A 21410-nucleotide genomic window follows, 5' to 3' on the forward strand; every position below is an offset into this window, starting at 1 on the left:
GCCGGAGGATCCACCGACACCCCGGCCGGGCAGGCCCCTTCGCCGTGCGCGGCCCCCCGCCCGTACGGCGCACGGGGTCAGGGCCGCGAGGACGCGGCCGTACCGTCGAGGTCCTTCCCGCTGAGGTTCACCACCAGGGACTTCACCCGCGTCATCGCTTCGATCGACGGCTTCACACCCTGCGTGCCCATGCCCGACGCCTTGGTCCCGACGAAGGGGAAGTGGTCCGGGCCGCGGGCCGTGCGGCCGTTCACCTGCACGGTGCCCACGTCGAGCCGGGCGGCGATCTGGATGGCGGCGTCGATGTCACGGGTGAAGACGGCCGCCTGGAGCCCGTACTCCGACCTGTTGCCGAGCCGGACGGCCTCCGCCGCGCTGCCCACGCGCAGGACCGGCAGCACCGGGGCGAACGGTTCCACCCAGGCGAGCTCCATGTCCTCGGTGACGTGGTCCACCACGGTGGGCCGCACGAGCCTGCCCGTACGCGTCCCGCCGAGGGCCAGCACGGCACCGCCGGCGACCGCGTCGTGGACCAGCCGCTCCGCACCGGCCGCGGCGTCCGCGTCGACGAGCGGGGTGATCTGGGCGTTGTCCCGCGGGTCGCCGACGGTGAGCTTCGCGGTCCGTTCCGTGATCTTCGCGACCAGTTCGTCCGCGACGCTGTCGATCACCAGCACTCGCTTGACGGCCGTGCACCGCTGCCCGCTGTACGAGAAGGCGCCGGCCACGATGTCCGCGGCGGCGTCGTCGAGGTCGGCGTCGTCGAGCACGATCGCCGGGTCCTTGCCGCCCAGCTCGAGCAGGAGCGGGACCATCCCCGCCTTGCGGGCCAGGTCGGCGCCGGTCTCCGAAGATCCGGTGAAGGAGATCAGGCCGACACCGCTGTGCCGGACCAGATAGTCCCCGATCCGGGACCCGCGGCCGGTGACCACCTGGAGGACCTCCGGGGGGACGCCGGCGTCGTAGGCCAGTTCGCACATCATCAGCGCGCTCAGGGCGCCCTGCGACGGCGGCTTGAGCACGACGGCGTTGCCGGTCGCCAGGGCCGGTGCGATCTTGGAGACGGCCAGGTTCACGGGGTAGTTGAACGGCGGGATCGCCAGCACCGTGCCCAGCGGAACGCGGTGGGCGACGGCCAGCTTGTTGCGTGCCTGCCCGGGGAACGAGTCGGAGAACTGCGACTCGCCGATGATCCGCTTGGCGTCCTCGGCGGTGTGCCGCAGGTAGTCCGCGGACCGTACGACCTCGTCCCGCGCGTCCTTGGCCGGCTTGGCGATCTCCATCATGAGTACGTCGCCGATCTCGCCGGCGCTCTCCGCGAGGCGGTCGGCGAAGCGGTGGAGCAGGTCCGCCCGCTCGGTCAGCGGCCGCGCGGCCCAGGCCCGTTGGGCCGCGCCTGCGGAAGCGAAGACCTCGTCGATCTCGGCGTGCGTGAACTCGCGGACGCTGCCCGTGACCGACCCGTCGACCGGTGAGACCACCGGCAGGGTCCTGGCGTCGTCGACTTCCTGCCACCGGCCGGCGACCCGGTATCTGCTCGCCGTGGCGGTGCGTGTCTCGCCTGTCTTCGTCATTTCGGCCTCTCCGTGGCGTGGGCGGGTCCGCTGCGCACCGGACGGCGGGGGAGCGCCGGTGGTGGACGAGAGCATCATGATGAGATATAACGTTGAACGTCAAGTCTTGCTTTCGTGCCGCGGCTCGGGAGCCGGGAAGGCGCCAGTGAGGAGTCCGCATGTTCGACCGGTACTACGACGAACTCGCCGTCGGCGACAGCCGCGAGTTCACGGGGGTGACCATCACCGAGACCCATGTGGTCAACTTCGCCGGAGTGACCGGCGACCACTTCGGACTGCACATGGACGCCGAGTACGCGAAGACCACGCCGTTCAAGCAGCGCGTCGCCCACGGGCTGCTCGTCCTCTCCTGCGGCGCCGGCCTCATCCCCCTGCTGCCCGGCCGCGTCCTGGCCTTCATGGGCATGGCGGATGTGGCGTTCCGGGCCCCCTGCTTCTTCGGCGACACCATCCGTCCCGTCATGGAGGTCCTGGAGAAGAAGGACAAGGAGCCGGGGGGTGTCGTGACGCTCAACGAGGAGATACTCAACCAGCGCGACGAACTCGTCGTCTCGGCGCGGATCAACATCTGGGTCGGCGCACGGCCGGCCGCCGGTGGCCCCGGCTGACCACCTGGCGCGGCCCTCTCGGAATCCGGCGTACGGGCGCGACTAGGATTGATACCCTTAACGGGTTCCGTCAAGAGGTAAATGTGCGGGCCACAGGTTCGAAGGGGAATGCCATGGCAGAACGTCGGGGGTCGGCGGCGCGCACGCGAGGCGCGGCCACAGGCCCGAAGCAACCCGCTCGCCCGGCTGCCGGGCGCGCGAACTCCGGCGGCGCCGCCAAGGGCGGCGCGAGGGGCGATCTGCTCAGCATCGGAGAGCTCGCCAAGCAGGCCAACGTCTCCACCCGCACCATCCGTTACTACGAAGAGCTCGGCATCCTCCCGCCGCCCGAGCGGACCGCGGGAGGGACGCGCCGTTACCCGCGTGACTACATCTTCTACGTGGAAGGTGCACGCATCCTCAAGCAGCTCGGCTTCGGTCTCGAAGAGATCGCCGAACTCGGCCAGTTCGCGCTGACCGGGACGTCCGCTTCCGCCCGTACGAAGGCGATCCTCCAGGAGAGGCTCTCGGAGCTCGAGCACCGCATCCGGGTGCTCAACCGCCTGTACGAGCTCGTCAACGAAGCAGCCGCGGCGCCCAAGTCCAAGGGGTCTCCGGTGCACGGGCTGCTGCGCTGGGTGAGCGAGGGCGAGGAAATGGAGCGGACGGGGAGCTGACCGACACACTCACCCGACGGAGCCGTTGATGGAACGCACACTGTTCGAGGCCGATCACCACGCCTTCCGGGACGCCGTAGGCCAGTTCATCAAGCGTCACGTCACTCCCGAGTACGACCGCTGGGAGGCCGAGGGGCTGGTGGACAGGAAGCTGTGGCACCTCGCGGGGGAGGCGGGCTTCCTCGGTACCGCGGTTCCCGCGCGGTACGGCGGCGGTGACGAACCGGACTTCCGCTACAACGCGGTGCTCGTCGAGGAGTTCGCGCGCAGCGGCGCCGCGTCCCTCAGCTCCGGGTTCGGGCTGCACAACGACGTCGTGGCGCCGTACCTCCTGGAACTCGGCACCGAGGAGCAGAAGTCCCGCTGGCTGCCCGGCTTCTGCTCCGGCGGCTCCGTCACGGCGATCGCCATGACGGAACCCGGCACCGGCAGCGACCTCAAGGCGGTGCGTACCACCGCAGTCCGCGAGGGCGACGCGTACCTCCTCAACGGCACCAAGACGTTCATCACCAACGGCATCCACGCGGACCTGGTGATCGTCGTGGCGAAGACCGATCCCTCGGCCGGTGCGCGCGGCGTCAGCCTGCTCGTCGTCGAACGCGGCATGCCCGGCTTCGAGCGCGGCCGCAAGCTGGCCAAGGCGGGCATGCACGCGCAGGACACCGCCGAACTCGTGTTCAACGACGTACGGGTGCCCGCCGCGAACCTGCTGGGCGAGGAGGGCCGGGGCTTCTCCTATCTGATGGCCAATCTGCCGCAGGAGCGGCTGTCGATCTCCGCGGTCGCCGTCGCGGTGGCACAGGCCGCGTTCGACTGGACCGTGCGGTACTGCCACGACCGCAAGGCGTTCGGGCAGGAGATCGGCACGTTCCAGAACAGCCGGTTCAAGCTGGCGGAGATGGCGACCGAGATCGAGATGGCGCAGGTCTATCTGGACCGGGCGATCCTGGAGCTCAACGCCGGTACGCTCAGCGCCGTCGACGCGGCGAAGACCAAGTGGTGGACGACCGAGCTGATGAAGCGCACCGCGGACACCTGCCTGCAACTGCACGGCGGTTACGGCTACATGGACGAGTACCCGATCTCGCGGGCCTGGCGGGACGCGAGGATTCACACCATCTTCGGGGGCACCACGGAGATCATGAAAGAGATCATCGGCCGGGACCTCGGCTTCTGACGGGTCTTCCGCCGGGCCGTCGGCCCCCGCACTCCCCGTACGCCGCTCAGAGGCGCAGCGCGAGTTCGTACGACTGCCGCGTCGCGAACGACATCCGGCGCGGCGCGTACGCGTCACCCAGGATGTGCAGCTCGGGCACCCGGCCGTGCAGCGCCTCGTACAGCGCGGACTCCGGCTCTCCTCCGCACGCCAGCACCACCGAGTCGTAGCCGCTGTGCTCACGGGCCGCGCCGGAGTAGACGTTGCGGGACACGACGCGGTCCGGCTCGATGGCCGCCACCCGCTCCATCACCTCGACCCGGGCGCCCGCCGCCGAGAGCTTGGCGAGCGGCGCGCCGATCGAATACTTCCCCACGAGGGGGGCGATGGCGGGCGTCGGGTAGAGCACGGTCACCTCGCTGCCGAGATCGGTGAGATGGCCCGCGATCGTGAGCGGCTGCATGTGGTCCTCCATCGCGACCACGAGCACCCTCCGGCCGGCCTCGGCGCTGCCGAGCAGCACCTCGCGCCCGTCGACCACGAACGGGAGGTCCGCGCCGGGGATCGCGGGGCGGCGCGCGCGTGCCCCGGTGGCCACGGCGACGACGTCGAAACCGGCGTCCGCGACGGCGTCGGCGCTCGCCTCCCGGCCGGTCTCGGCACGGACCCCGAGGCCGGTGAGCCGTCGTTCCTGGAACGCCAGGAAGTCGGCGTACGCGGCGTTCTCGGCCGCCCTCGCCGCGATCCGCAGCTGGCCGCCGATCTCGTGCTCCCGTTCCCACAGGGCGACGTGATGGCCCCGTTCCGCCAGCAGCGCGGCCAGTTCGAGGCCGGCCGGGCCGGCGCCCGCCACGAGTACGTGCCTGGCGGGCGCCGCGCGGACAGGGCCGGGCTCGCTTTCGCGGCCGGTCTCCGGGTTCACCGAGCAGCCGAAGCGCAGCCCCTCCACGGTCACGCGGTGCAGGCAGTCGTTGGTGCCGATGCACGGCCTGATGTCCCGCGCGCGGCCGGTGCGGGCCTTGGCGACGAAGTCGCCGTCGGCGAACATCGCCCGCGCCAGCCCGACGACATCGGCGTCGCCCTCGTCCACCACGCGGGCGGCGGCGTCGGCCGTCGCGACCCGCCCGGTGTAGATCACCGGCAGGTCCAGCGCGTCCTTGAACCGGCGGGCGAGGCCGGACCACTGCGCCACGCCGTAGTGATGCGGCTGGATGTAGCTGGGCGCGCCCCAGTTGTTGCCCATCACGCAGTGCAGGTAGTCAACGGTGCCGGCGGCCTCCAGGGCCGCGGCGAGGGCCAGCCCTCCGTCGAGACCGTAGCCCCCCTCGAACAGCTCGTCCATGTTGAGCCGTACGCCGACGGTGAAGCCGGGACCGACCTCCCGGCGGATGGCGCGCAGGACATCGAGGAGCAGCCGCAGCCGCCGTGCCTCGTCTCCTCCGTACTCGTCGGCGCGCAGGTTGGTGGCGGGGGAGAGGAACAACTGGAGCAGGTCCTCGTGATTGGCGTGCAGTTCGACGCCGTCGAGGCCCGCGGCCTGCGCCTCCGCGGCGGAGTACGCGTACTCCCCGGTGAACCAGGCGATCTCGTCGCGGGTCAGCACATGGGGGACCTGGTTGTTGGTGTGGTTGGCCAGCACGCCCGACGGCGAGTGCGGCATGCCGCCCTGCACGATCAGCTGGGCCGAGGCGTACGCCCCCGCGGAGTGGATCGCCTCGGCGTACTGCGCGGCACGCTCGCGGAACTGCGGCAGCCGGAAGACGCCACGGGTGGTCGCGCCGAGGCCGGTTGGCTCGAAACCGGGGATGAGCGTGTTGCCGACGAACGCGTTCATGCCGCAGATCCAGGCCGCGCCGCTCTCGGCCCGGCGGCGCCAGTACGCCGTGCTGGCCCGCGCCTGCCGTTCGCTGCCGAACGGGTCGCCCGTCAGCCTTCCGTGGGGCGGCAGCATGATCCGGTTGCGCAGCTCCATCGCGCCGACACGGATCGGCTGGAACAGCAGGCTGTCCCGTACGGATTCCGGCATCTCGCTCCTCCTAGGACTGCGCCGCGTGCAGGCCGGCGCGGCGTGCGAAGACCATGGCGGGGCCGAGGGTTCCCCCGGCCCCGCCGTATGCCATGCCGGTCGCCGCGGCCATGGCGTTCCCGGCCGCGTACAGGCCGTCCACCAGCATGCCGTCGGCCCGTACGACCTGCCCGTCGGGCGTCGTCCGCGGGCCGCCCTTGGTGCCGAGCGTGCTGGGGTGGACGGGGACGGCGTGGAACGGGCCCGTGGTCAGCGGACCCAGCGTCGCCTGCGGCGTGCCGTAGTGGGCGCGGTCCCCGCACCAGCCGTCGTACACGCTCTCGCCGCGGCGGCAGTCGGGGTCGTGCCCGGCGGCGGCGCCGGCGTTGAAGCGGGCCACCGTCGCCGACAGCCGCCCGGCCGGGACCCCGATCCGCCCGGCGAGGCCGTCGAGGGTCGCGTCGCTGGTCAGCCACTCCGGGGCGGCGGAGCCCGGAGTGGTGCCGAAGACGCCGTACTTGCGTACGCAGGCGTCGTCGAGGACGAGCCAGGCAGGGAGGTTGGCGTAGCGGAACTCGGTCACGTCGAAGGCGTGGAAGGCCGCGCCGAGCGCGTTGTAGTTCGCGGCCTCGTTGGTGAACCGGTCGCCGCGCCCGTTGACCATGAGCGTCCCCGGCAGGGTCCGTTCGCGCAGCAGGAGGACCGGGGCCGCCGTGCCGTCCGTTCCCGGCACCAGCACGACGGGCACCCACCATGCCTCGCCCATGGCGCCGAGCCGCGCGCCCGCACTCATGGCCAGACGCAGCCCGTCACCGGTGTTGGCGGCGGCGCCCGGCGGGTGGGCGACGGGGCCGCGGATGAAGTCCCGTACGAGCTCCGGGTCGTGCTCGAAGCCGCCCGTGGCGATGAAGACCGCCGCGCCGGCGCGCACCTCGCGGTGCCCCGCGGCGGTCTCGAAGCGGACCCCCGACACGCGCACGGGCCCGGCCTCCGACATGCCCCCGGAGGCACCGCCACCGGTCAGCAGCCCGGTGGCGCGCGCTCCCGTGACCGGCTCGATGCCGCGCTCCAGACAGCCCTTCAGCAGGGCGGCCACCAGGCCGCGGCCCAGTCCCTCCTGGGCGGCCGCCGTGCGGCGCCGCATGAGTTCGGGGGCGATGACGCCCGTACCGCCCCCGCTGGGTATCTCGCCGATGTACAGCCGCCGGGGGGCGCCCTCGATCCGGTCCCGCCACGCGCCCAGTACGTCCGTGCCGAAGAGCTCCGGCTCCATCGAACGGCCCCCGCCAGGCAGGCCGCCGGGGTGCTCGGGGTGGTAGTCGGGGTATCCGGGGACGGGCCTGAGCCGGAGCGGGGTCTCGTCGTCCAGCCAGCGGAGGGTGGGGCGTACGCCGTCCACGAAGGCCGCCGTCATCTCCGGCCGCATGCTCCCGTTGGAGAGGGAGTCCAGGTACGCGAGGGCCAGGTCGCGGCTGTCGGTGACGTCCTCACCGGCGCGCCCGTTGTCGGGGAGCCACACGACGCCCCCGGACAGTGCCGTCGTTCCGCCGATCCGATCGGCCTTCTCGAACAGTCCCACGGAGGCTCCGGCGCTCGCCGCCGCCAGGGCGGCGGTCAGGCCGGACGCCCCCGTGCCGAGCACCACCACGTCGTACGCGTCCGCCACAGCTCCTCCTCGGCAGGGTCCCGTCGAGAACCTGCATCACTATACGTTTTACGTGTAAGGTTAGATTTCTTGGCGGTCAGTGCCCCGGCGCGGACACCTTCTCCGGGTCGATCCTGATGTCGATCAGCACCGGTCGGTCCCGGGACCCGAGCGCACCGAGCGCCGCGTCGAGTTCGGCCAGGTTCCGGACGGTGTGGCCCCGGCCGCCGAGCGCGGTGGCGACGGGGCCGAAGTCGGGCCAGTCGAAGGTGGAGAGCGCCGGGTCCATGTTCCTGTCGCGGAACTGGACGTGCTCGGCTCCGTAGGCCGCGTCGTTGAGGACGACGACGACCAGGTCGACCCGGTGCCGTACCGCCGTGCTGAACTCGGCGAGGCCGCCGAGCATGAACCCGCCGTCGCCGGTGACCAGCAGGGTCGGACGGCCGGGCGCGCCGAACGAGGCGCCGACCGCGTTGCCCATGCCCAGGCCGATCGAGCCGAAGTTGACGGTGTGCACGTACGCGCCGGGCTCCGGGCAGTGCAGCCTCGTGAACGCCTCGAAGAGGAACCGCCCGCCGTCCAAGACGAGATTGCGGTCGTCCGGGAACGCCTCCTCGATCCTGTTCAGCGCGGTGCGGATGTCGACAGTCCCGTCCGTGCCGAGATCCGTGAACTCCGTTCCGGCGTACGCGGCCAGGCGCTCGGCGAGGGCGTCGGAGGCGAAGCCGGTGGGCCTGGTCCCGGCCTCTTCCAGCCACTCGACGAACGTGTCCGCCACCGTCGCGGCGTCACCCACGACACCGGCGTCGGCCGGCGCGAACCGGTTGAGGGCGCCGCGGTCGGTGTCGACGTGGACGACCTGCTTCCTCTCCAGTACGGCACCCTCGGCGGTGGTCCACTTGTTGAGTCCGGCGCCGAAGGCGATGACGCAGTCGCTGCGCAGGAGTGTGTCGAGCGCGACCTCGTGGGACAGCGTGCCGCAGATGCCGAGGTCGAACCGCTCGCCGCGGAAGAGGTCCTTGCCGCGCAGCGTGGTCGCCACCGGGGCGCCGATGCGCCCGGCCAGCCGCAGCAGGGCCGCCCTTGCCGTGGGCGTGGCCGCGCCGCGGCCCGCGAGCACGACGGGCCGGCGGGCGCTGGCGATGATGCCGACCGCCGCGTCGAGCGCGGCCGGGTCGGGGGCGACGGCCTGGGGTGCGCTGAACCGCGGCGCCGTCTTCTCGTAACCGGCCTCCTCCCACTGGAACTCGACGGGGACGTTGAGCACGACCGGCCGCTGCTCCACGTGGGCCCTGCCGATCGCCACGGCCACGTCCTCCGCGACGGTCCCGGGTGTGCGGACCTGTTCGAAGCCCGCGCCGGTCGGCAGGACGACGTCGCGCTGCGGGACGTTCTGGAGGTTCTCCCGGTCCGCCACGGCCGTGTCGCCGGCGACGACGAGGAGCGGGGTGCGGTCCTTCACGCTTTCCACCAGTGCGGTGAGGGTGTTGGTCAGCGCGGGGCCGTGGGTCACGGTGGCGACTCCCAGGCCGCCCGAGGTACGGGCGTACCCGTTCGCGGCGAGCACGGCGCCCGCCTCGTGGGAGCAGGAGAGGTACGTGCCGCCCGCCACCCGCTGGAAGCTGTCCATCATGAACAGGTTCGCGTCTCCCAGGACTCCGAAGACGGTGTCCACTCCGTGGTCGGCCAGTGCGCGCGCAACTGCTTCGTGGAACAGCATGGAAGCTCCGCCTCTCCAAGGTTGCCGGAACCCTTGCAAATCTCTCCTTGTACGTCAATAGTCATGTTGTGTGGCCGACCGGGCGCAGGGAGAGAAGGGGCGGGACATGTCGGAGCCGTTCGATGTCATCGTGCTGGGTACGGGAGCCGCCGGCCTCACCGCTGCCGTGACCGCCGCGGCGGGCGGAGCGCGGGTGGGCCTGTTCGAGAAGGCCGACGAGGTGGGCGGAACCACCGCGTGGTCCGGCGGCCACGTCTGGATCCCCGGGAATCCGCACCAGGCGGACATCGGCGTGGAGGACAGTGAGGAGGAGGCGTTCACCTACATCATGTCCCTCTCCCGCGACATGATCGAGGGACGCCTGATCCGCTCCTATCTGCGGGCCGGGCCCCGCATGGTCCGCTTCCTCGACGAGTCGGCGGGCACCGAGTTCCACGCCGTCGCCGACTTCCCCGACTACCACCCCGAACGGCCGGGCGGCAAGCCGCGGGGCGGCCGTACGGTCGAGTGCCCGCTGTTCCCGTTCGACACGCTGGGGACCTGGCAGCACAAGGTCACGAAGAGCCCGTACTACTCCAACCAGCACCTGACGATGAGCGAGACGTCCCTGGGCGCCGTCGTGCCGGAGCTCCCGTCCGAGGAGGAGTTCGCCCGCCGCGCCGTCCGCGACGAGCGCGGCCGGGGCCAGGCCCTCGTGGGAAGGCTGCTCAAGGCCTGCCTCGATGCCGGTGTGGAGCCGCGGGCCGGGCACCGGGCCCGCGAACTGGTCGTGGAGGACGGGCGCGTCGCCGGAGTACGGTTCGACACGCCCGCCGGGCAGCGCGAGGTGCGCGCGTCCCGCGGCGTCGTGCTGGCGACCGGGGGCTTCGAGTGGAACGACGAGTTCAAGCGGGCGTTCCTGCGCGGGCCGCTGACCCACCCGGTCTCGATGAGGACCAACACGGGTGACGGCCTCCGCATGGCCATGAAGACCGGCGCGATGCTCGGAAACATGCGGGAGGCGTGGTGGGTTCCGGCCGCCGAACTGCCCGAGGGCATCAACGCCATGAACCGCGCGATGATCAGCGCCGACCGCACCCGGCCCCGTTCGATCATGATCAACCGGCAGGGCCGCCGCTTCACCAACGAGGCCGCGAACTACAACGCGTTCGGCGGCGCCTTCCATGTCGAGGACGTCGCCTCCTTCGACTACGCCAACCTGCCCTGCTGGCTCGTCTTCGACCAGGGCTACCTGCGGGCGTACGGCACCATCGGCCCCCACCCGGCGGGCGAGGAGCCCCCGGCCTGGCTGCCGGGCTTCGCGACGCTGGACGCGCTCGCGGCGCATCTGGTCGTCCCCGCCGAGGAGTTGAACGCCACCGTGCGGCGCTGGAACGCGCACTCGGAGAAGGGCGCGGACCCCGACTTCCACCGCGGCGAGAGCGCCCACGACCGCTGGTGGGGCGATCCGGCCTACAAGGGCGACGTGCGCGGCACACTCGGACCGCTCGACGAACCGCCGTACTACGCGATCCCCGTCAAGAGCGGCGCGCTCGGCACCAAGGGCGGCCCCCGGACCGACCCCGACGCCCGGGTGCTCGACGTGGACGGCGAACCGGTCGAGGGGCTGTACGCGGCGGGCAACGTGATGGCGTCGCCCTTCGGCATGACGTACGGCGGCGCGGGCGGCACGCTCGGCCCGGCAATGGTCTTCGGCTACCTCGCGGCGCTGCACGTCACCGGCCAGTCCGGCTCCTGAAGGGCCGGGGCACCGCGGAACAGGGCACCGGAGCCGGTCAGTCCGGGTCGCCGGAGATCAGGACGGCGAGTCCCGACTCCACGAGGGCCGGGACGGCGGGGCCCGCCTTCTCGAAGCCCTCCCCAACGGTCTGGCCGGCCAGGTAGCGGGCGTGGATGCCCTCGGCGATCACCGCCAGCTTGAAGTAGCCGAAGGCGACGTAGAAGTCGAGCCGGTCCAGGTCGAGACCCGAGGCGTCGGCGTACGCCCGTGCGAGCGCCGCTCTGCCCGGGAACCCGGGGTTGGCGGTCACCGCGTGCCGGGTGCCGGTCACCTCCGCGGTGAGGGCGTCCCAGTACACGAGCATGAGGCCGAGGTCGGTCAGCGGGTCGCCGAGCGTCGACATCTCCCAGTCGATCACCGCGGCGATGCCGCCCGGCCCGGGAGCCCCGTCCGTACGGGCGGGGGCGAAGATGACGTTGTCGAGGCGGTAGTCGCCATGGACGATGCTCGCCCGCTGCGGCGGGGGCACCGCCCGCTTCAGGCGGCGTACCAGTTCGTCGAACCCCGGCAGTTCGCGGGTCGCCGACAGCGACCACTGGCGGGCCCAACGGGACACCTGGCGCGCCACGAACCCCTCCGGGCGGCCGAAGCCCGCCAGGAGTCCCGGGTCGGTGGAGTGCAGCGTGGCCAGCACCTCCACCAGGCTCCGCGCGTACCGGGCGGCCGTGTCCGGCGGAAGGCCCTCGGCGTCCGCGGCATCGCGCAGCACCGGGCCGTCGACCCGCTCCATCACGTAGAAGCCGGCGCCCAGGACGTCCTGGTCCCGGCACAGCACCACCGGTTCGGGGACCGGGACGGCGCTGCCGTGAAGCGCCTCGATGACGCGGTACTCGCGGGCCATGTCGTGCGCGGTGGGCAGTACGTCCCCGACCGGCGGCCGCCGGAGCACCCAGTCCGAACGGCCGTCGGTGAGCCGGTAGGTGAGGTTGGAGCGGCCGCCGGTGATGAGCGACGCCCGGAGCGGCCCGGCGAGGCCGACGGCCCCGTCGAGGTACGGCGTGAGCCGGTCCAGGTCGACGCCGACCGGGTCCTGTTCGGCGGTCTCGGCGGAGTCCGGGTCAGCGGCCATGGAACACCGCCTTCCCGGCGCCGTCCGCCACGAAGCTCGCCATCCCCGCCGCCCGGTCCTCGGTCGCGAACAGCCCCGTGAACAGGGAGCGTTCGAGGTCCAGTCCGGTCTCCAGCGAGGACTCCAGACCCCGGTCGACCGCCTCCTTGGCGGCACGCAGCGCCAGGGCGGGGCCGTTGAGGTACGGCTCCACCAGCTGCCGTGCCCTGTCCGGCACGTCCGCCGGCTCCACCGCGTAATCGGCGAGTCCGAGGGCGGCGGCCTCGCGGCCGTCGACCGTACGGCCGGAGAAGATCAGGTCCTTGGCCCTGGCCGCGCCCACGAGCCGCGGGAGGCGCTGCGTTCCGCCGGCGCCGGGGATCACTCCGAGGTGTATCTCCGGGAAGCCCAGCGTGGCATCCGTGGCGCAGACCCGCAGGTCGGCGGCGAGCGCGAGCTCCAGGCCGCCGCCGAGGGCGTAGCCGCTGATTGCGGCGACGACCGGCATCGGCAGCCGTGCCAGGGCGGTGCACACGTCGCCGAGGGCACTGGAGTCCCGGACCGCCTTCGGGTAGTCCCAGTCCAGCATCTCCTTGACGTCGCCGCCGGCCGCGAACACCTTCGGTCCGCCCGTGACGATGACCGCCCGGGCCTCCTCGGACCGCCGTATGTCCGCGACCACATCGGTGAGTTCGCGGACGAGCGGCCCGTCCAGGGCGTTGACGGGCGGCTGGGCGAGGGTGACGGCGGCCAGCCCGCCGGTGATGCTCAGCGTGACCCGGGTCCGGTCACCCATGGTCGTACCAGCCCTTGCCCGTCTTCCTGCCGTGGTCGCCGGCGCCGGCCATCCGTACGGAGAGCTCCGGGGGGTAGAACTTCGGGTCGGCCGTATCGGTGTAGATGTTGCGCGCCGCGTTGACGAACACGTCGACACCGGTGAGATCCATCGTCTCCAGCGGGCCCATGGCATGGCCGAAGCCGAGCCGGCACGCGGTGTCGACGTCCTCGGCGGTGGCCACACCGTTCTCCACCAGCTTCACGGCCTCGACACTGAGCGCGACGATCAGCCGGGTGGTGACGAAGCCCGCGAGGTCGCGGTTGACGACCACACAGGTCTTGCCCAGGTCCGCGGCGAACGCCTGGGCCTTCTTGAGGGTTCCGTCGGTGGTCTTGACGCCGCGCACGACCTCGCACAGCCGCATCATGGGGACGGGCGAGAAGAAGTGGGTGCCGACGACCCGGTCGGGCCGTGTCGTCGCCGAGGCGATCCCGGTGATCGGCAGGGCGCTGGTGTTGCTGGCGAGTACGGTGTCGGGCCGGCACATTCCGTCCAGCTGCCGGAAGAGCACCTGCTTGATGCCGAGGTCCTCGACGACGGCCTCGACGACGAAGTCGGCGTCCGCGGCCGCTTTCTCCAGCGTGGTCGTCGTGGTGATGCGCGCGAGAGCCGCCGCCGCCTGTCCGGCGCTGATCTTCTCTTTCCTGGTGAGCCGCTCCAGCGACTCCTCGACCGAGTGGAGCGCCTGGCCGAGCTGTTCACCGCGTACGTCGTGGAGGGCGACGTCGTACTCGGCGAGCGCGGCGCACTGGGCGATGCCGGAGCCCATCAGACCTGCTCCGACAACTGCGAGAGTGGGCACGGGAGTTCCCTTCACTGGGGGGAGCGGGCGGCGGCGCGGCGGCGTACGGCCCGCTTGGCGATGGACATCCGGTGGACCTCGGAGGCGCCGTCGTAGATGCGGAACGGGCGGACCTCGCGGAGGAACAGCGACAGCGGCACGTCGTACGAGATGCCGAGGGCGCCGTGGACCTGCACGGCCCGGTCGACGACCCGGCCGACCGCCTCGGCGACGAACGTCTTGGCGACGGCCGTCTCGGAGCGGGCGCGGCCGCCCTGGTCGAGCAGCCACGCGGCGTGGGCGATCAGGTGCCGGCAGGCCGCGAGATCGATCTCGCTGTCGGCGAGCATCTGCTGGACCATGCCGAGACCGGCGAGCGGCTGCCCGAACGCCTCGCGCTCGCCGGCCCTGTCGAGGGCCATGTCCTGGGCCCGCTGGGCGATGCCGAGCCAGCGCATGCAGTGGGTGAGGCGGGCGGGCGCCAGCCGCACCTGCGCGTACGCGAACCCACGGCCGACTTCGCCGAGTACGGCGTCGGGGGAGACCCGGCAGTCGTCGAAGACCACCTCGCAGTGTCCGCCCGTGAAGCCGGTGTCGAGGCTGCCGATGTGCCGGGTGATCCGCATCCCGGTGTTGCCGGCGTCGACCAGGAACATCGTCGCCCCGGCCGGAGCGCCCCCGTGCTCCGGGGTGGACGCCATGCAGATCGTCCAGGCCGCGCCGTCGGCTCCGGTGATGTACCACTTCCGCCCGTCGATGGCCCAGGCGTCGCCGTCCCAGCGGGCCGTGGTGCGCAGCATGGACGGATCGGAGCCGGCGCCGGGGCTGGGCTCGGTCATCGCGAAGCAGGACCGTACCGCCCCGCTCACCAGGGGCACGAGGTACTTCTCCTGCTGCTCGGGCGTTGCCACCCGGTGCATCAGGTGCATGTTGCCCTCGTCGGGCGCCGCGCAGTTGAGCGCCAGCGGGCCGAGCAGGCTGTGGCCCGCCTCCCGCAGGATCTCCGCCTGCGCGGTGAGTGTGAGACCGAGACCGCCGAAGCGCACCGGTGCGGTGGGGGCGAGCAGCCCGTGCTCCTTGGCGGCCCGCTGGAGGCGTTGGCGCAGCGCGTCGGTGGGGCCGGTCCCGGTGTCCGGCAGCATTTCCTGTTCGGCCGGGACGACCTCGTCGCGTACGAAGACGCGTACCCGCTCCCGCAGCTCCAGCGTCGCCGGGTCGGGCGTGAAATCGACCGCCATCACTGGGCCGTCCAGCCGCCGTCGACGACCAGGGACGAGCCGGTGATGTAGCTGCCGGCGTCGGACGCGAGCAGCAGCAGAGCTCCGACCAGCTCGTCGGGGTCGCCCAGGCGGCGCATGGGGATGCTGGCGAGCGCGCTCGCCGACGCCTGCTCGTCCGCCTGGATCGCCTCGGTCATGCCGGAGACGACCAGTCCGGGTACGAGGGCGTTGACCCGGATGCCGCGCCGCCGGGTCCACTGCATCGCCAGGTCGCGGGTCATGCCCAGCAGCCCCGCCTTGGAGGCGCTGTACGCCGGCTGGGGAGCGTCGGTGGACACCATCCCGAGGACGGACGACATGTTGATGACCGAGCCGCCGTGGCCGGCGTCGATGCACGCCCGCCCGAACGCCTGCGCCATCTGGTACGCGCCGGTGAGGTTGACCTGGAGGACCCGGGCGAACTCGGCGGGGTCGTCTCTGTGCGTCGGCACCACCCGGGCCATCCCGGCGTTGTTCACCAGGATGTCCACGTCGCCGAGTCCGTCCCGTGCCGCGGCCACGAGCGCGGCGCAGTCGGCGGGTTCGGCCACGTCGGTGGCCACCGCGACGCAGCGGCGGCCCAGCGCCTCGACCTTCCGCCGCGTCTCCTCGAGCAGCTCCGTACGGCGGGCGCCGAGCGCGATGTCCGCACCCGCCTCGGCCAGGGCCAGCGCGAAGGTGATTCCCAGTCCGGACGAGGCGCCCGTCACGATGGCGACCTTGCCGTCCAGTCTGAAGCGGTCGAATACGCTCACGACGCCACCGCCGTCGCCCGCTCCCACTCGGCGTCGAGGACGCCCTTCAGATAAGCGAGGCGGTCCTTGCCGGACACGAAGTCGAACTTGACCGTGCCGAAGGGGTCGATCCTGTTGCGCAGCAGGTCGAGCTGGCGGGCGGTCGGCTCGGCCGTGGTCGGCACGTCGTCCGGCACCCGTACCTCGAAGCCGGTGTTCTCCACGACGGTCTGCGGGTCGACCCCGGGGTGTACGGACTCGATCCGGAACGGCTCGTCGTCTTCGTCCTTCACCAGCACGGCCAGGTTGGTGACGACCACGACGGGACCGGGCTGGAGGCCCGCCTCCGTACGGGCGGCGGCGCCGACCTTCCACCGGGTGCCGGTGGTGAACTGGACCTTCTCGACCAGCGTCCGCGAGTTGTGGTTGCCGAAGTAGGCGACCATCTTGCGGTACATCTTGATCACTTCGGCGGCACCGGCGCCGCCGGGCAGCCGGACCTTCGGCTTGTCGAAGGGGCCGATCGCCGAGAGGTTGATGGCGCCGCTGCCGTCGAACTGGGCGGACGACACGGCCTCGACACCGCCGTGGTTGGCCAGGTGGATGGAGTTGACCTCGGTCAGCATGCCCCAGCGGCAGGCGGCGCCCTTGTAAGCGGCGGCCTCGGCGCCGGTGAAGGACAGCTGGACCGGGGCCATGCCCACCGCGTCGAATCCGGCGAGGTAGGCGCCCTTGGCGTGGGTCAGCTTGGCCAGCATGTACGCCGCGTACGCGAGCGGGGTGAACGAACCCATCACGGTCACGCCCTGCTCGTCGACCTCCGCCGCCACACGGCAGGTCATCAGCTCGTGGATCTCGTAGTCGGTCATGCCTCTGCTCCTTCGATCACTTCGGCGGCGTCCACCAGGCTGGTGAGCACGGAGTCGCGTCCCTTGAGCACCCGGGCCCGGTAACCCTCTTCGCTCTCGCCGCGTACCTGCTCCACGTACTCGGCGAACGAGGGGCCGGCCGCGGCGCCGGCGTAGTCCATGAGTTCCCAGGCGTCCATCGCGTAGCGCGGTATGTGCGAGGTGGGGTGGGCGCCGAACGGCGCCTCGATGACCGCCTCCACGTAGTAGCCGGGGAGCTTGGTCATGTGCGCGTTCCGCACGATCACATCGCGGTCGACCACCTCCTCGCAGGTGACGATGACCTTGCGGGCGGCCTTGGCCATCTCGACGTCCGGACCGGAGGTGCCGTCCCACTGCGCGTTCCCCTCCGCGTCGGCGCGCAGGGCGTGCACGATCGCCACGTCGGGCTGGAGAGCGCGGACCGCGGTCAGCTCCTCACCGGTGAACGGGCAGGTGCTGGTGGCGTAGATCCCGGGATAGCGGGCCGGGATGTCGGAGCCGAACGGGCCGCGGTAGGGCAGGTACGGGACGCCGCGGCCCTGCGCCTCCAGGCCGATCAGCAGGCCCAGCCCGGTGTACTCGGTGAACGGCAGCGTGCCCGACTCGACCGCCTTGCGTACGTTCGGGGCCAGGCCGAAGGCCTCCATGGTGACCATGGAGAAGGAGAGATGGCCCAGGGCGCCGGCGGCCGCCAGCAGATCCATGTCGACCGAGCCGACGACGGTGATCGCATGGATGTCCCTGCGCCCGGCGCGGATCAGCTCGCGGACCGCCGCCATGGGATGGTTCGCGAACCAGCCGCCGCCGAAGGCCACGGAGTCGCCGTCGTGGACGAGTTCTCCCAGGATCTCCAGGGGGGCGACCTTGTCGGGCATCTTGCTTTCGCTCATGGCTCCACCACAGCTCTCTGGTCGGACGCGATTCCCCCTCCGCGGGGCCGCGGAGCAATAATCTACCGTTGAACGTCAAAGGTGTAAATGGTGCTCGGCGCGGGTCGCTCCGCCGTGGGTGCCCGTACGGTCATCCGCTGTCGCGGGTGACGCCGCGCAGGCCCTTCGCCGCCATGAACTCCGAGATCCGGGTCCACACTTCGTCCTGGCGGAGCATCACCTGGTCCGCGATGGCCTCGAGGTCGGCGGCGCGCCGGGAGTCCAGGCGGGGGCCGCAGTCAACGGCGACGGAGGCGAAGTACGCCGACGGCCAGGGGAGGTTCTCGACGACGGTGGCGATCTCCTCCAGTTCCGCGGCGAGTTCGCCGTGCGGCACCACCCGGCTGACGATTCCGGCGCGGAGCGCCTCCTCGGCGCCGACGAGCCGGGACGTGAGGATCATGTCCTTGGCGAAGGCCTCGCCGGTCGCCCGCGCCAGTCGGCTGGTGCCGCCGACGTCGGGGACGATGCCCATGCGCATCTGCGGCATGGCGAACACCGCCCGGTCGCTGGCGATCCGGAGGTCGCACGCCAGCGCCAGCTCCAGTCCGGCGCCCACCACGGGGCCGTTGACGGCGACGACAGTGGGCTGGGGGACGCGCTCGAAGCGTTCGACGATGTTCGCCCAGCGCCGGATGAACGAGGGGTAGCTGCCCCTCTCCGCCTCCAGTGAGGCGCCGATGGCCCCGAAGTCGACGCCGGCGCAGAACGCCGGGCCGTTCCCCGTGAGGGTCACCACGCGCAGGTCGTCGCGGACCTCCGCGGGGGCCATGACCTGATCGAGCTCGTCCCAGGCGGCGAACGTCAGCGCGTTCCGCTCCTCCGGCCTGTCGAGGGTGATGGACAGGCGGCTTCCGGAGTCGGTGACCGCCAGGGTCGTGAATGTCGGGTCCGTCATGGTGTCTCCTCAAAGCCGGTCGTGCCGCGGCCCGGGGACGGGCGGCGCCAGGATACGTTATGTAACGTGCAACGTAAAATATTTCCGCGCGGACTCGTCCCATCCGGCGGGCCCTGGCGTGGCGGCGGCCGTTATGTAAGACTGACGTTCAACGTAAACAATTAACCCCTGGCAGGGATGACCCGTGAAAGCTGTGACCGACCCGTCCGCGGAAGCCGCTGCCGAAGTGGCCGCCGGAAGCGTGCGGCACGTGGGACGGTTGATCACCGGGATCGAGAACGGGCGCGCCGAGGCCCGTACGACGCTGCGCCACCTGGTGCCACACTGCGGGAACGCGCAGCTGATCGGCGTGACCGGACCGCCGGGGGCGGGCAAGAGCACGCTCGTGGCGGCGCTCATCCGCGAGCTGCGGAACCAGCGGCGGACCGTCGGCGTGATCGCCGTCGATCCCTCCAGCCCGTTCAGCGGCGGCGCTCTGCTCGGCGACCGCGACCGGATGCTGGAGGCCGCCGGCGGCGACCCGGAGGTCTTCATCCGGTCACTCGCCTCGCGGGGTGCGTCGGGCGGTCTCGCCGCCGCGGTCAACGACGCGGTCGACGTGCTGGACGCCATGGGCAAGGACGTCGTCATCGTGGAGACCGTCGGTGTCGGGCAGGGCGAGTTCGACATCGCCAGGATCGCGCACACCGTCGTCCTCGTACTGGTCCCCGGCTACGGCGACGCCCTCCAGGCGATGAAGGCCGGCATCACCGAGATCGCGGACGTGCTCGCCGTCAACAAGGGCGATACGCCCGGCGCCGAGCAGACCCACAAGGACCTGGCGGCCCAGGGGTTCGAACGACGGAGCCCCGCCGGCGGCGAGCCCTGGCCGGTCCCGGTCCGCAAGGTGTCCGCCCTGCGGCACGAGGGCGTCGCCGAAGTGGTCGCCGCGGTGGACGGGCACCACGCGTTCACCGGCGCCACCCGGTGGCGGGCGGAGGCGGAACGCGCCCGCCGCCACGCCCAGTTCGCCGCCTTCGTCGGCGACCGGCTGCGCACGGAGCTGCTCGCCGACGCCGGAGCCGTGTTCGGCGCGGAGCGGCTGACCGACCCGTACGGGACCGCCGAGAGGTACGTACAGGAACTGCTCCACGTGCACGGGCGGCTCGTCGACCGCCCTCGCCCCGAGGCCAAGCCAGAAACGGAGAAGCCGTGACATCCCTCCTGAGCAGCAAGTTCGAGGCGGCCAAGGAAGCGTGGGCCGCACGCCGGGCCCGCTACGCGAGCAGACTGCGCCCCGCCTCAACCGTCTCCGGCCTGCCGCTGAAGACGGTCTACACCCGAGAGGACGTGACCGGCTCCGACCTGGACGTGATGCCCGGCGTCTACCCGTTCACCCGCGGCCTGCATCCGGACGGGTACGCCCTGACGCCGTGGATGCAGCAGATGGTCTTCGGCTACGGGACCATCGAGGAGACCCGGCAGAAGATGGAGAAGATGGTCGCGGAGGGCATGGAGGGCTACTTCGGCCACAAGGTCTTCAACACCGTCTACGACGTCCCGTGCATGTACGGCATCGACGCCGACCACCCCGAGGCCGTGGGCAACATCGGCCAGTGCGGGGTGCACATGAGCACCGGTGACGACTACGACGAGCTGGTGCGCGACTGGGAACTGGACTCGACCAACTTCTCCATGATCACCGGAGACAACTGCCTGCCCGCGCTGGCGCTGCTCGCGGCCGCCGTCGAGCGCCGCGGCGAGCCGACGGCGAAGATGCACGGCAATTCCATGAACTGGTACCCGCGCATCGCCGTGCAGGACGTGCCGTCCTGGGAGCCCCAGTGGGGCTACGCCCTGATGATCGACCTGATCAAGTGGGCCAAGGAGAACGCGCCCGACTGGAACCCGGTCAACATCTTCATGTACGGCCTGTCCGAGGCCGGCGCCACCCCGGTGCAGGAGCTCGCGTACGGCCTGTCCTGGGGCAAGTCGGTCATCGACGCCGGCCTGGAGGCGGGCCTGGCACCGGACGACTTCATCGGCCGGCTGTCCTTCCAGATCGGCTGCACGGTCAACGTCTTCGAGGAGGCCGCCAAGTTCCGGGCGCACCGCCGGATGTGGGCCAAGCTGTGCAAGGACGCGGGTGTCACCAAGCCGTCCCACATGCACGCCCGGGTGCACGTACACACCAGTGGTTACGTGCTCACCCAGCAGCAGCTGATGAACAACAACGCCCGCATCACCCTCCAGACCCTGGCCGCCGTGCTGGGCGGCGTCCAGTCGATCCACACCTGTTCGTACGACGAGGCCGTGGGAGTGCCCACCGAGGAGTCGCACCGTACGGCGCTGCGCACCCAGCAGATCCTGATGTGGGAGAGCGGGCTGCGCGACGTGGCCGACCCGCTGGGCGGTTCGTACTTCCTCGAGAAGCTGACCGACGACATGGAGGCCGAGGCCTGGAAGATCTTCGACGATCTCGAGGCGGCCGGCGGCTACCGCAGGGGCATCGAGACCGGTGAGGTCAAGCGGAGCATCGACAACGCCTCGTACGAGATGAAGAAGAAGATCAACAGTGGCGAGACACCGATAGTCGGCGTCAACCGCTACGTCTCGGACGAGCAGGAGAACTACGAGCCGTTCCGTATCGACGAGTCCATCGAGGACAAGGCCAGGACGCGGCTGGAGAACTACCGCGCCAAGCGCGACCAGGCCGCGGTGGACGCGGCCCTCGTGGACGTCCGGCGGGCCTGCCAGGCGCTGAAGGACGGTACCGGCCCGCTGATGCCCGCCCTGGTGGAGGCCGCCCGGAGGGGTGCCACCAACGGGGAGATGATGGTGCCGATGCGCGAAGCGTTCGGCTGGTACGTCAGCGAGTGAGCCCGCGCCGGGCCTCGTACATCACACAAG

18 protein-coding genes are annotated in these 21410 nt (G+C 71.5%); 6 read left to right on the plus strand and 12 right to left on the minus strand.

Annotation, left to right across the window (positions count from 1 at the left end; genetic code table 11):
• Positions 1-77: 77 nt before the first annotated feature.
• The gene (locus DVA86_RS07040) at positions 78-1574 is read right to left on the minus strand and encodes an aldehyde dehydrogenase family protein (protein ID WP_208876664.1); all 1497 of its coding nucleotides are present in this window, start codon (positions 1572-1574) and stop codon (positions 78-80) included.
• Positions 1575-1732: 158 nt separating this feature from the next.
• On the opposite strand from DVA86_RS07040, the gene DVA86_RS07045 reads away from it, so the two are divergent.
• From DVA86_RS07045 to DVA86_RS07055, 3 genes are all read left to right on the plus strand, one after another.
• Positions 1733-2182: a MaoC/PaaZ C-terminal domain-containing protein gene (locus DVA86_RS07045; protein WP_208876666.1), complete on the plus strand. Its 450-nt coding sequence runs from the start codon at positions 1733-1735 to the stop codon at positions 2180-2182.
• A gap of 113 nt (positions 2183-2295) precedes the next feature.
• A complete protein-coding gene (locus tag DVA86_RS07050) occupies positions 2296-2838 on the plus strand; it encodes a MerR family DNA-binding transcriptional regulator (protein ID WP_208876668.1) in 543 nt (180 codons plus the stop codon).
• A gap of 28 nt (positions 2839-2866) precedes the next feature.
• Positions 2867-4015, plus strand: a complete 1149-nt coding sequence (locus DVA86_RS07055) for an acyl-CoA dehydrogenase family protein (RefSeq protein ID WP_208876670.1) — start codon at positions 2867-2869, stop codon at positions 4013-4015.
• Between the two features lie 46 nt (positions 4016-4061).
• On the opposite strand, the gene DVA86_RS07060 is transcribed toward DVA86_RS07055, so the two are convergent.
• From DVA86_RS07060 to DVA86_RS07070, 3 genes are all read right to left on the minus strand, one after another.
• The gene (locus DVA86_RS07060; protein WP_208876672.1) at positions 4062-6020 is read right to left on the minus strand and encodes an oxidoreductase; all 1959 of its coding nucleotides are present in this window, start codon (positions 6018-6020) and stop codon (positions 4062-4064) included.
• Positions 6021-6030: 10 nt separating this feature from the next.
• Positions 6031-7665 (minus strand): FAD-dependent oxidoreductase, encoded by a 1635-nt coding sequence (locus DVA86_RS07065; RefSeq protein WP_208876674.1) that lies wholly within the window; start codon positions 7663-7665, stop codon positions 6031-6033.
• 76 nt (positions 7666-7741) lie between these two features.
• Positions 7742-9364 (minus strand): thiamine pyrophosphate-binding protein, encoded by a 1623-nt coding sequence (locus tag DVA86_RS07070; RefSeq protein WP_208876675.1) that lies wholly within the window; start codon positions 9362-9364, stop codon positions 7742-7744.
• Positions 9365-9470: 106 nt separating this feature from the next.
• Between DVA86_RS07070 and DVA86_RS07075 the strand changes: the two genes are divergently transcribed.
• A complete protein-coding gene (locus DVA86_RS07075; protein ID WP_208876676.1) occupies positions 9471-11102 on the plus strand; it encodes an FAD-dependent oxidoreductase in 1632 nt (543 codons plus the stop codon).
• 37 nt (positions 11103-11139) lie between these two features.
• Here DVA86_RS07075 and DVA86_RS07080 read toward each other — a convergent pair whose 3' ends face one another.
• From DVA86_RS07080 to DVA86_RS07115, 8 genes are all read right to left on the minus strand, one after another.
• Positions 11140-12213 carry a phosphotransferase family protein gene (locus DVA86_RS07080; RefSeq protein WP_208876678.1) on the minus strand — a complete coding sequence of 358 codons (1074 nt, stop codon included), beginning with the start codon at positions 12211-12213 and terminating at the stop codon, positions 11140-11142.
• Positions 12203-12988, minus strand: coding sequence for an enoyl-CoA hydratase/isomerase family protein (locus DVA86_RS07085; RefSeq protein WP_208876679.1), 786 nt, complete (start codon positions 12986-12988; stop codon positions 12203-12205). Before DVA86_RS07085 ends, DVA86_RS07080 begins: the two co-directional genes overlap by 11 nt.
• Positions 12981-13799: a 3-hydroxyacyl-CoA dehydrogenase family protein gene (locus DVA86_RS07090; protein WP_208884462.1), complete on the minus strand. Its 819-nt coding sequence runs from the start codon at positions 13797-13799 to the stop codon at positions 12981-12983. Before DVA86_RS07090 ends, DVA86_RS07085 begins: the two co-directional genes overlap by 8 nt.
• A gap of 44 nt (positions 13800-13843) precedes the next feature.
• On the minus strand, positions 13844-15049 hold the full coding sequence (locus tag DVA86_RS07095; protein WP_208876681.1) for an acyl-CoA dehydrogenase family protein: 1206 nt from the start codon (positions 15047-15049) through the stop codon (positions 13844-13846).
• Positions 15049-15825 carry an SDR family NAD(P)-dependent oxidoreductase gene (locus DVA86_RS07100; RefSeq protein ID WP_208876682.1) on the minus strand — a complete coding sequence of 259 codons (777 nt, stop codon included), beginning with the start codon at positions 15823-15825 and terminating at the stop codon, positions 15049-15051. The genes DVA86_RS07095 and DVA86_RS07100 overlap by 1 nt, the downstream gene beginning before the upstream one ends.
• On the minus strand, positions 15822-16673 hold the full coding sequence (locus tag DVA86_RS07105; RefSeq protein WP_208876683.1) for a CoA-transferase: 852 nt from the start codon (positions 16671-16673) through the stop codon (positions 15822-15824). The genes DVA86_RS07100 and DVA86_RS07105 overlap by 4 nt, the downstream gene beginning before the upstream one ends.
• Positions 16670-17584, minus strand: coding sequence for a CoA transferase subunit A (locus DVA86_RS07110; RefSeq protein ID WP_208876685.1), 915 nt, complete (start codon positions 17582-17584; stop codon positions 16670-16672). Before DVA86_RS07110 ends, DVA86_RS07105 begins: the two co-directional genes overlap by 4 nt.
• 130 nt (positions 17585-17714) lie before the next feature.
• Positions 17715-18521, minus strand: coding sequence for an enoyl-CoA hydratase/isomerase family protein (locus DVA86_RS07115; protein ID WP_208876686.1), 807 nt, complete (start codon positions 18519-18521; stop codon positions 17715-17717).
• A 184-nt stretch (positions 18522-18705) separates the two neighbouring features.
• On the opposite strand from DVA86_RS07115, the gene meaB reads away from it, so the two are divergent.
• The gene (meaB, locus tag DVA86_RS07120) at positions 18706-19716 is read left to right on the plus strand and encodes a methylmalonyl Co-A mutase-associated GTPase MeaB (protein ID WP_208876688.1); all 1011 of its coding nucleotides are present in this window, start codon (positions 18706-18708) and stop codon (positions 19714-19716) included.
• Positions 19713-21380, plus strand: coding sequence for an acyl-CoA mutase large subunit family protein (locus tag DVA86_RS07125; RefSeq protein ID WP_208876689.1), 1668 nt, complete (start codon positions 19713-19715; stop codon positions 21378-21380). The genes meaB and DVA86_RS07125 overlap by 4 nt, the downstream gene beginning before the upstream one ends.
• The last annotated feature ends 30 nt before the right edge of the window (positions 21381-21410 follow it).

This window comes from Streptomyces armeniacus (assembly GCF_003355155.1).
Taxonomy (GTDB): domain Bacteria; phylum Actinomycetota; class Actinomycetes; order Streptomycetales; family Streptomycetaceae; genus Streptomyces; species Streptomyces armeniacus.

Coding starts and splice junctions, on each gene's coding strand:
- DVA86_RS07040 (WP_208876664.1), bottom strand. CDS start 1,574: ATGACGAAGACAGGCGAGACACGCACCGCCACGGCGAGCAGATACCGG.
- DVA86_RS07045 (WP_208876666.1), top strand. CDS start 1,733: ATGTTCGACCGGTACTACGACGAACTCGCCGTCGGCGACAGCCGCGAG.
- DVA86_RS07050 (WP_208876668.1), top strand. CDS start 2,296: ATGGCAGAACGTCGGGGGTCGGCGGCGCGCACGCGAGGCGCGGCCACA.
- DVA86_RS07055 (WP_208876670.1), top strand. CDS start 2,867: ATGGAACGCACACTGTTCGAGGCCGATCACCACGCCTTCCGGGACGCC.
- DVA86_RS07060 (WP_208876672.1), bottom strand. CDS start 6,020: ATGCCGGAATCCGTACGGGACAGCCTGCTGTTCCAGCCGATCCGTGTC.
- DVA86_RS07070 (WP_208876675.1), bottom strand. CDS start 9,364: ATGCTGTTCCACGAAGCAGTTGCGCGCGCACTGGCCGACCACGGAGTG.
- DVA86_RS07075 (WP_208876676.1), top strand. CDS start 9,471: ATGTCGGAGCCGTTCGATGTCATCGTGCTGGGTACGGGAGCCGCCGGC.
- DVA86_RS07080 (WP_208876678.1), bottom strand. CDS start 12,213: ATGGCCGCTGACCCGGACTCCGCCGAGACCGCCGAACAGGACCCGGTC.
- DVA86_RS07085 (WP_208876679.1), bottom strand. CDS start 12,988: ATGGGTGACCGGACCCGGGTCACGCTGAGCATCACCGGCGGGCTGGCC.
- DVA86_RS07090 (WP_208884462.1), bottom strand. CDS start 13,799: ATGGGCTCCGGCATCGCCCAGTGCGCCGCGCTCGCCGAGTACGACGTC.
- DVA86_RS07095 (WP_208876681.1), bottom strand. CDS start 15,049: ATGGCGGTCGATTTCACGCCCGACCCGGCGACGCTGGAGCTGCGGGAG.
- DVA86_RS07105 (WP_208876683.1), bottom strand. CDS start 16,673: ATGACCGACTACGAGATCCACGAGCTGATGACCTGCCGTGTGGCGGCG.
- DVA86_RS07110 (WP_208876685.1), bottom strand. CDS start 17,584: ATGAGCGAAAGCAAGATGCCCGACAAGGTCGCCCCCCTGGAGATCCTG.
- DVA86_RS07115 (WP_208876686.1), bottom strand. CDS start 18,521: ATGACGGACCCGACATTCACGACCCTGGCGGTCACCGACTCCGGAAGC.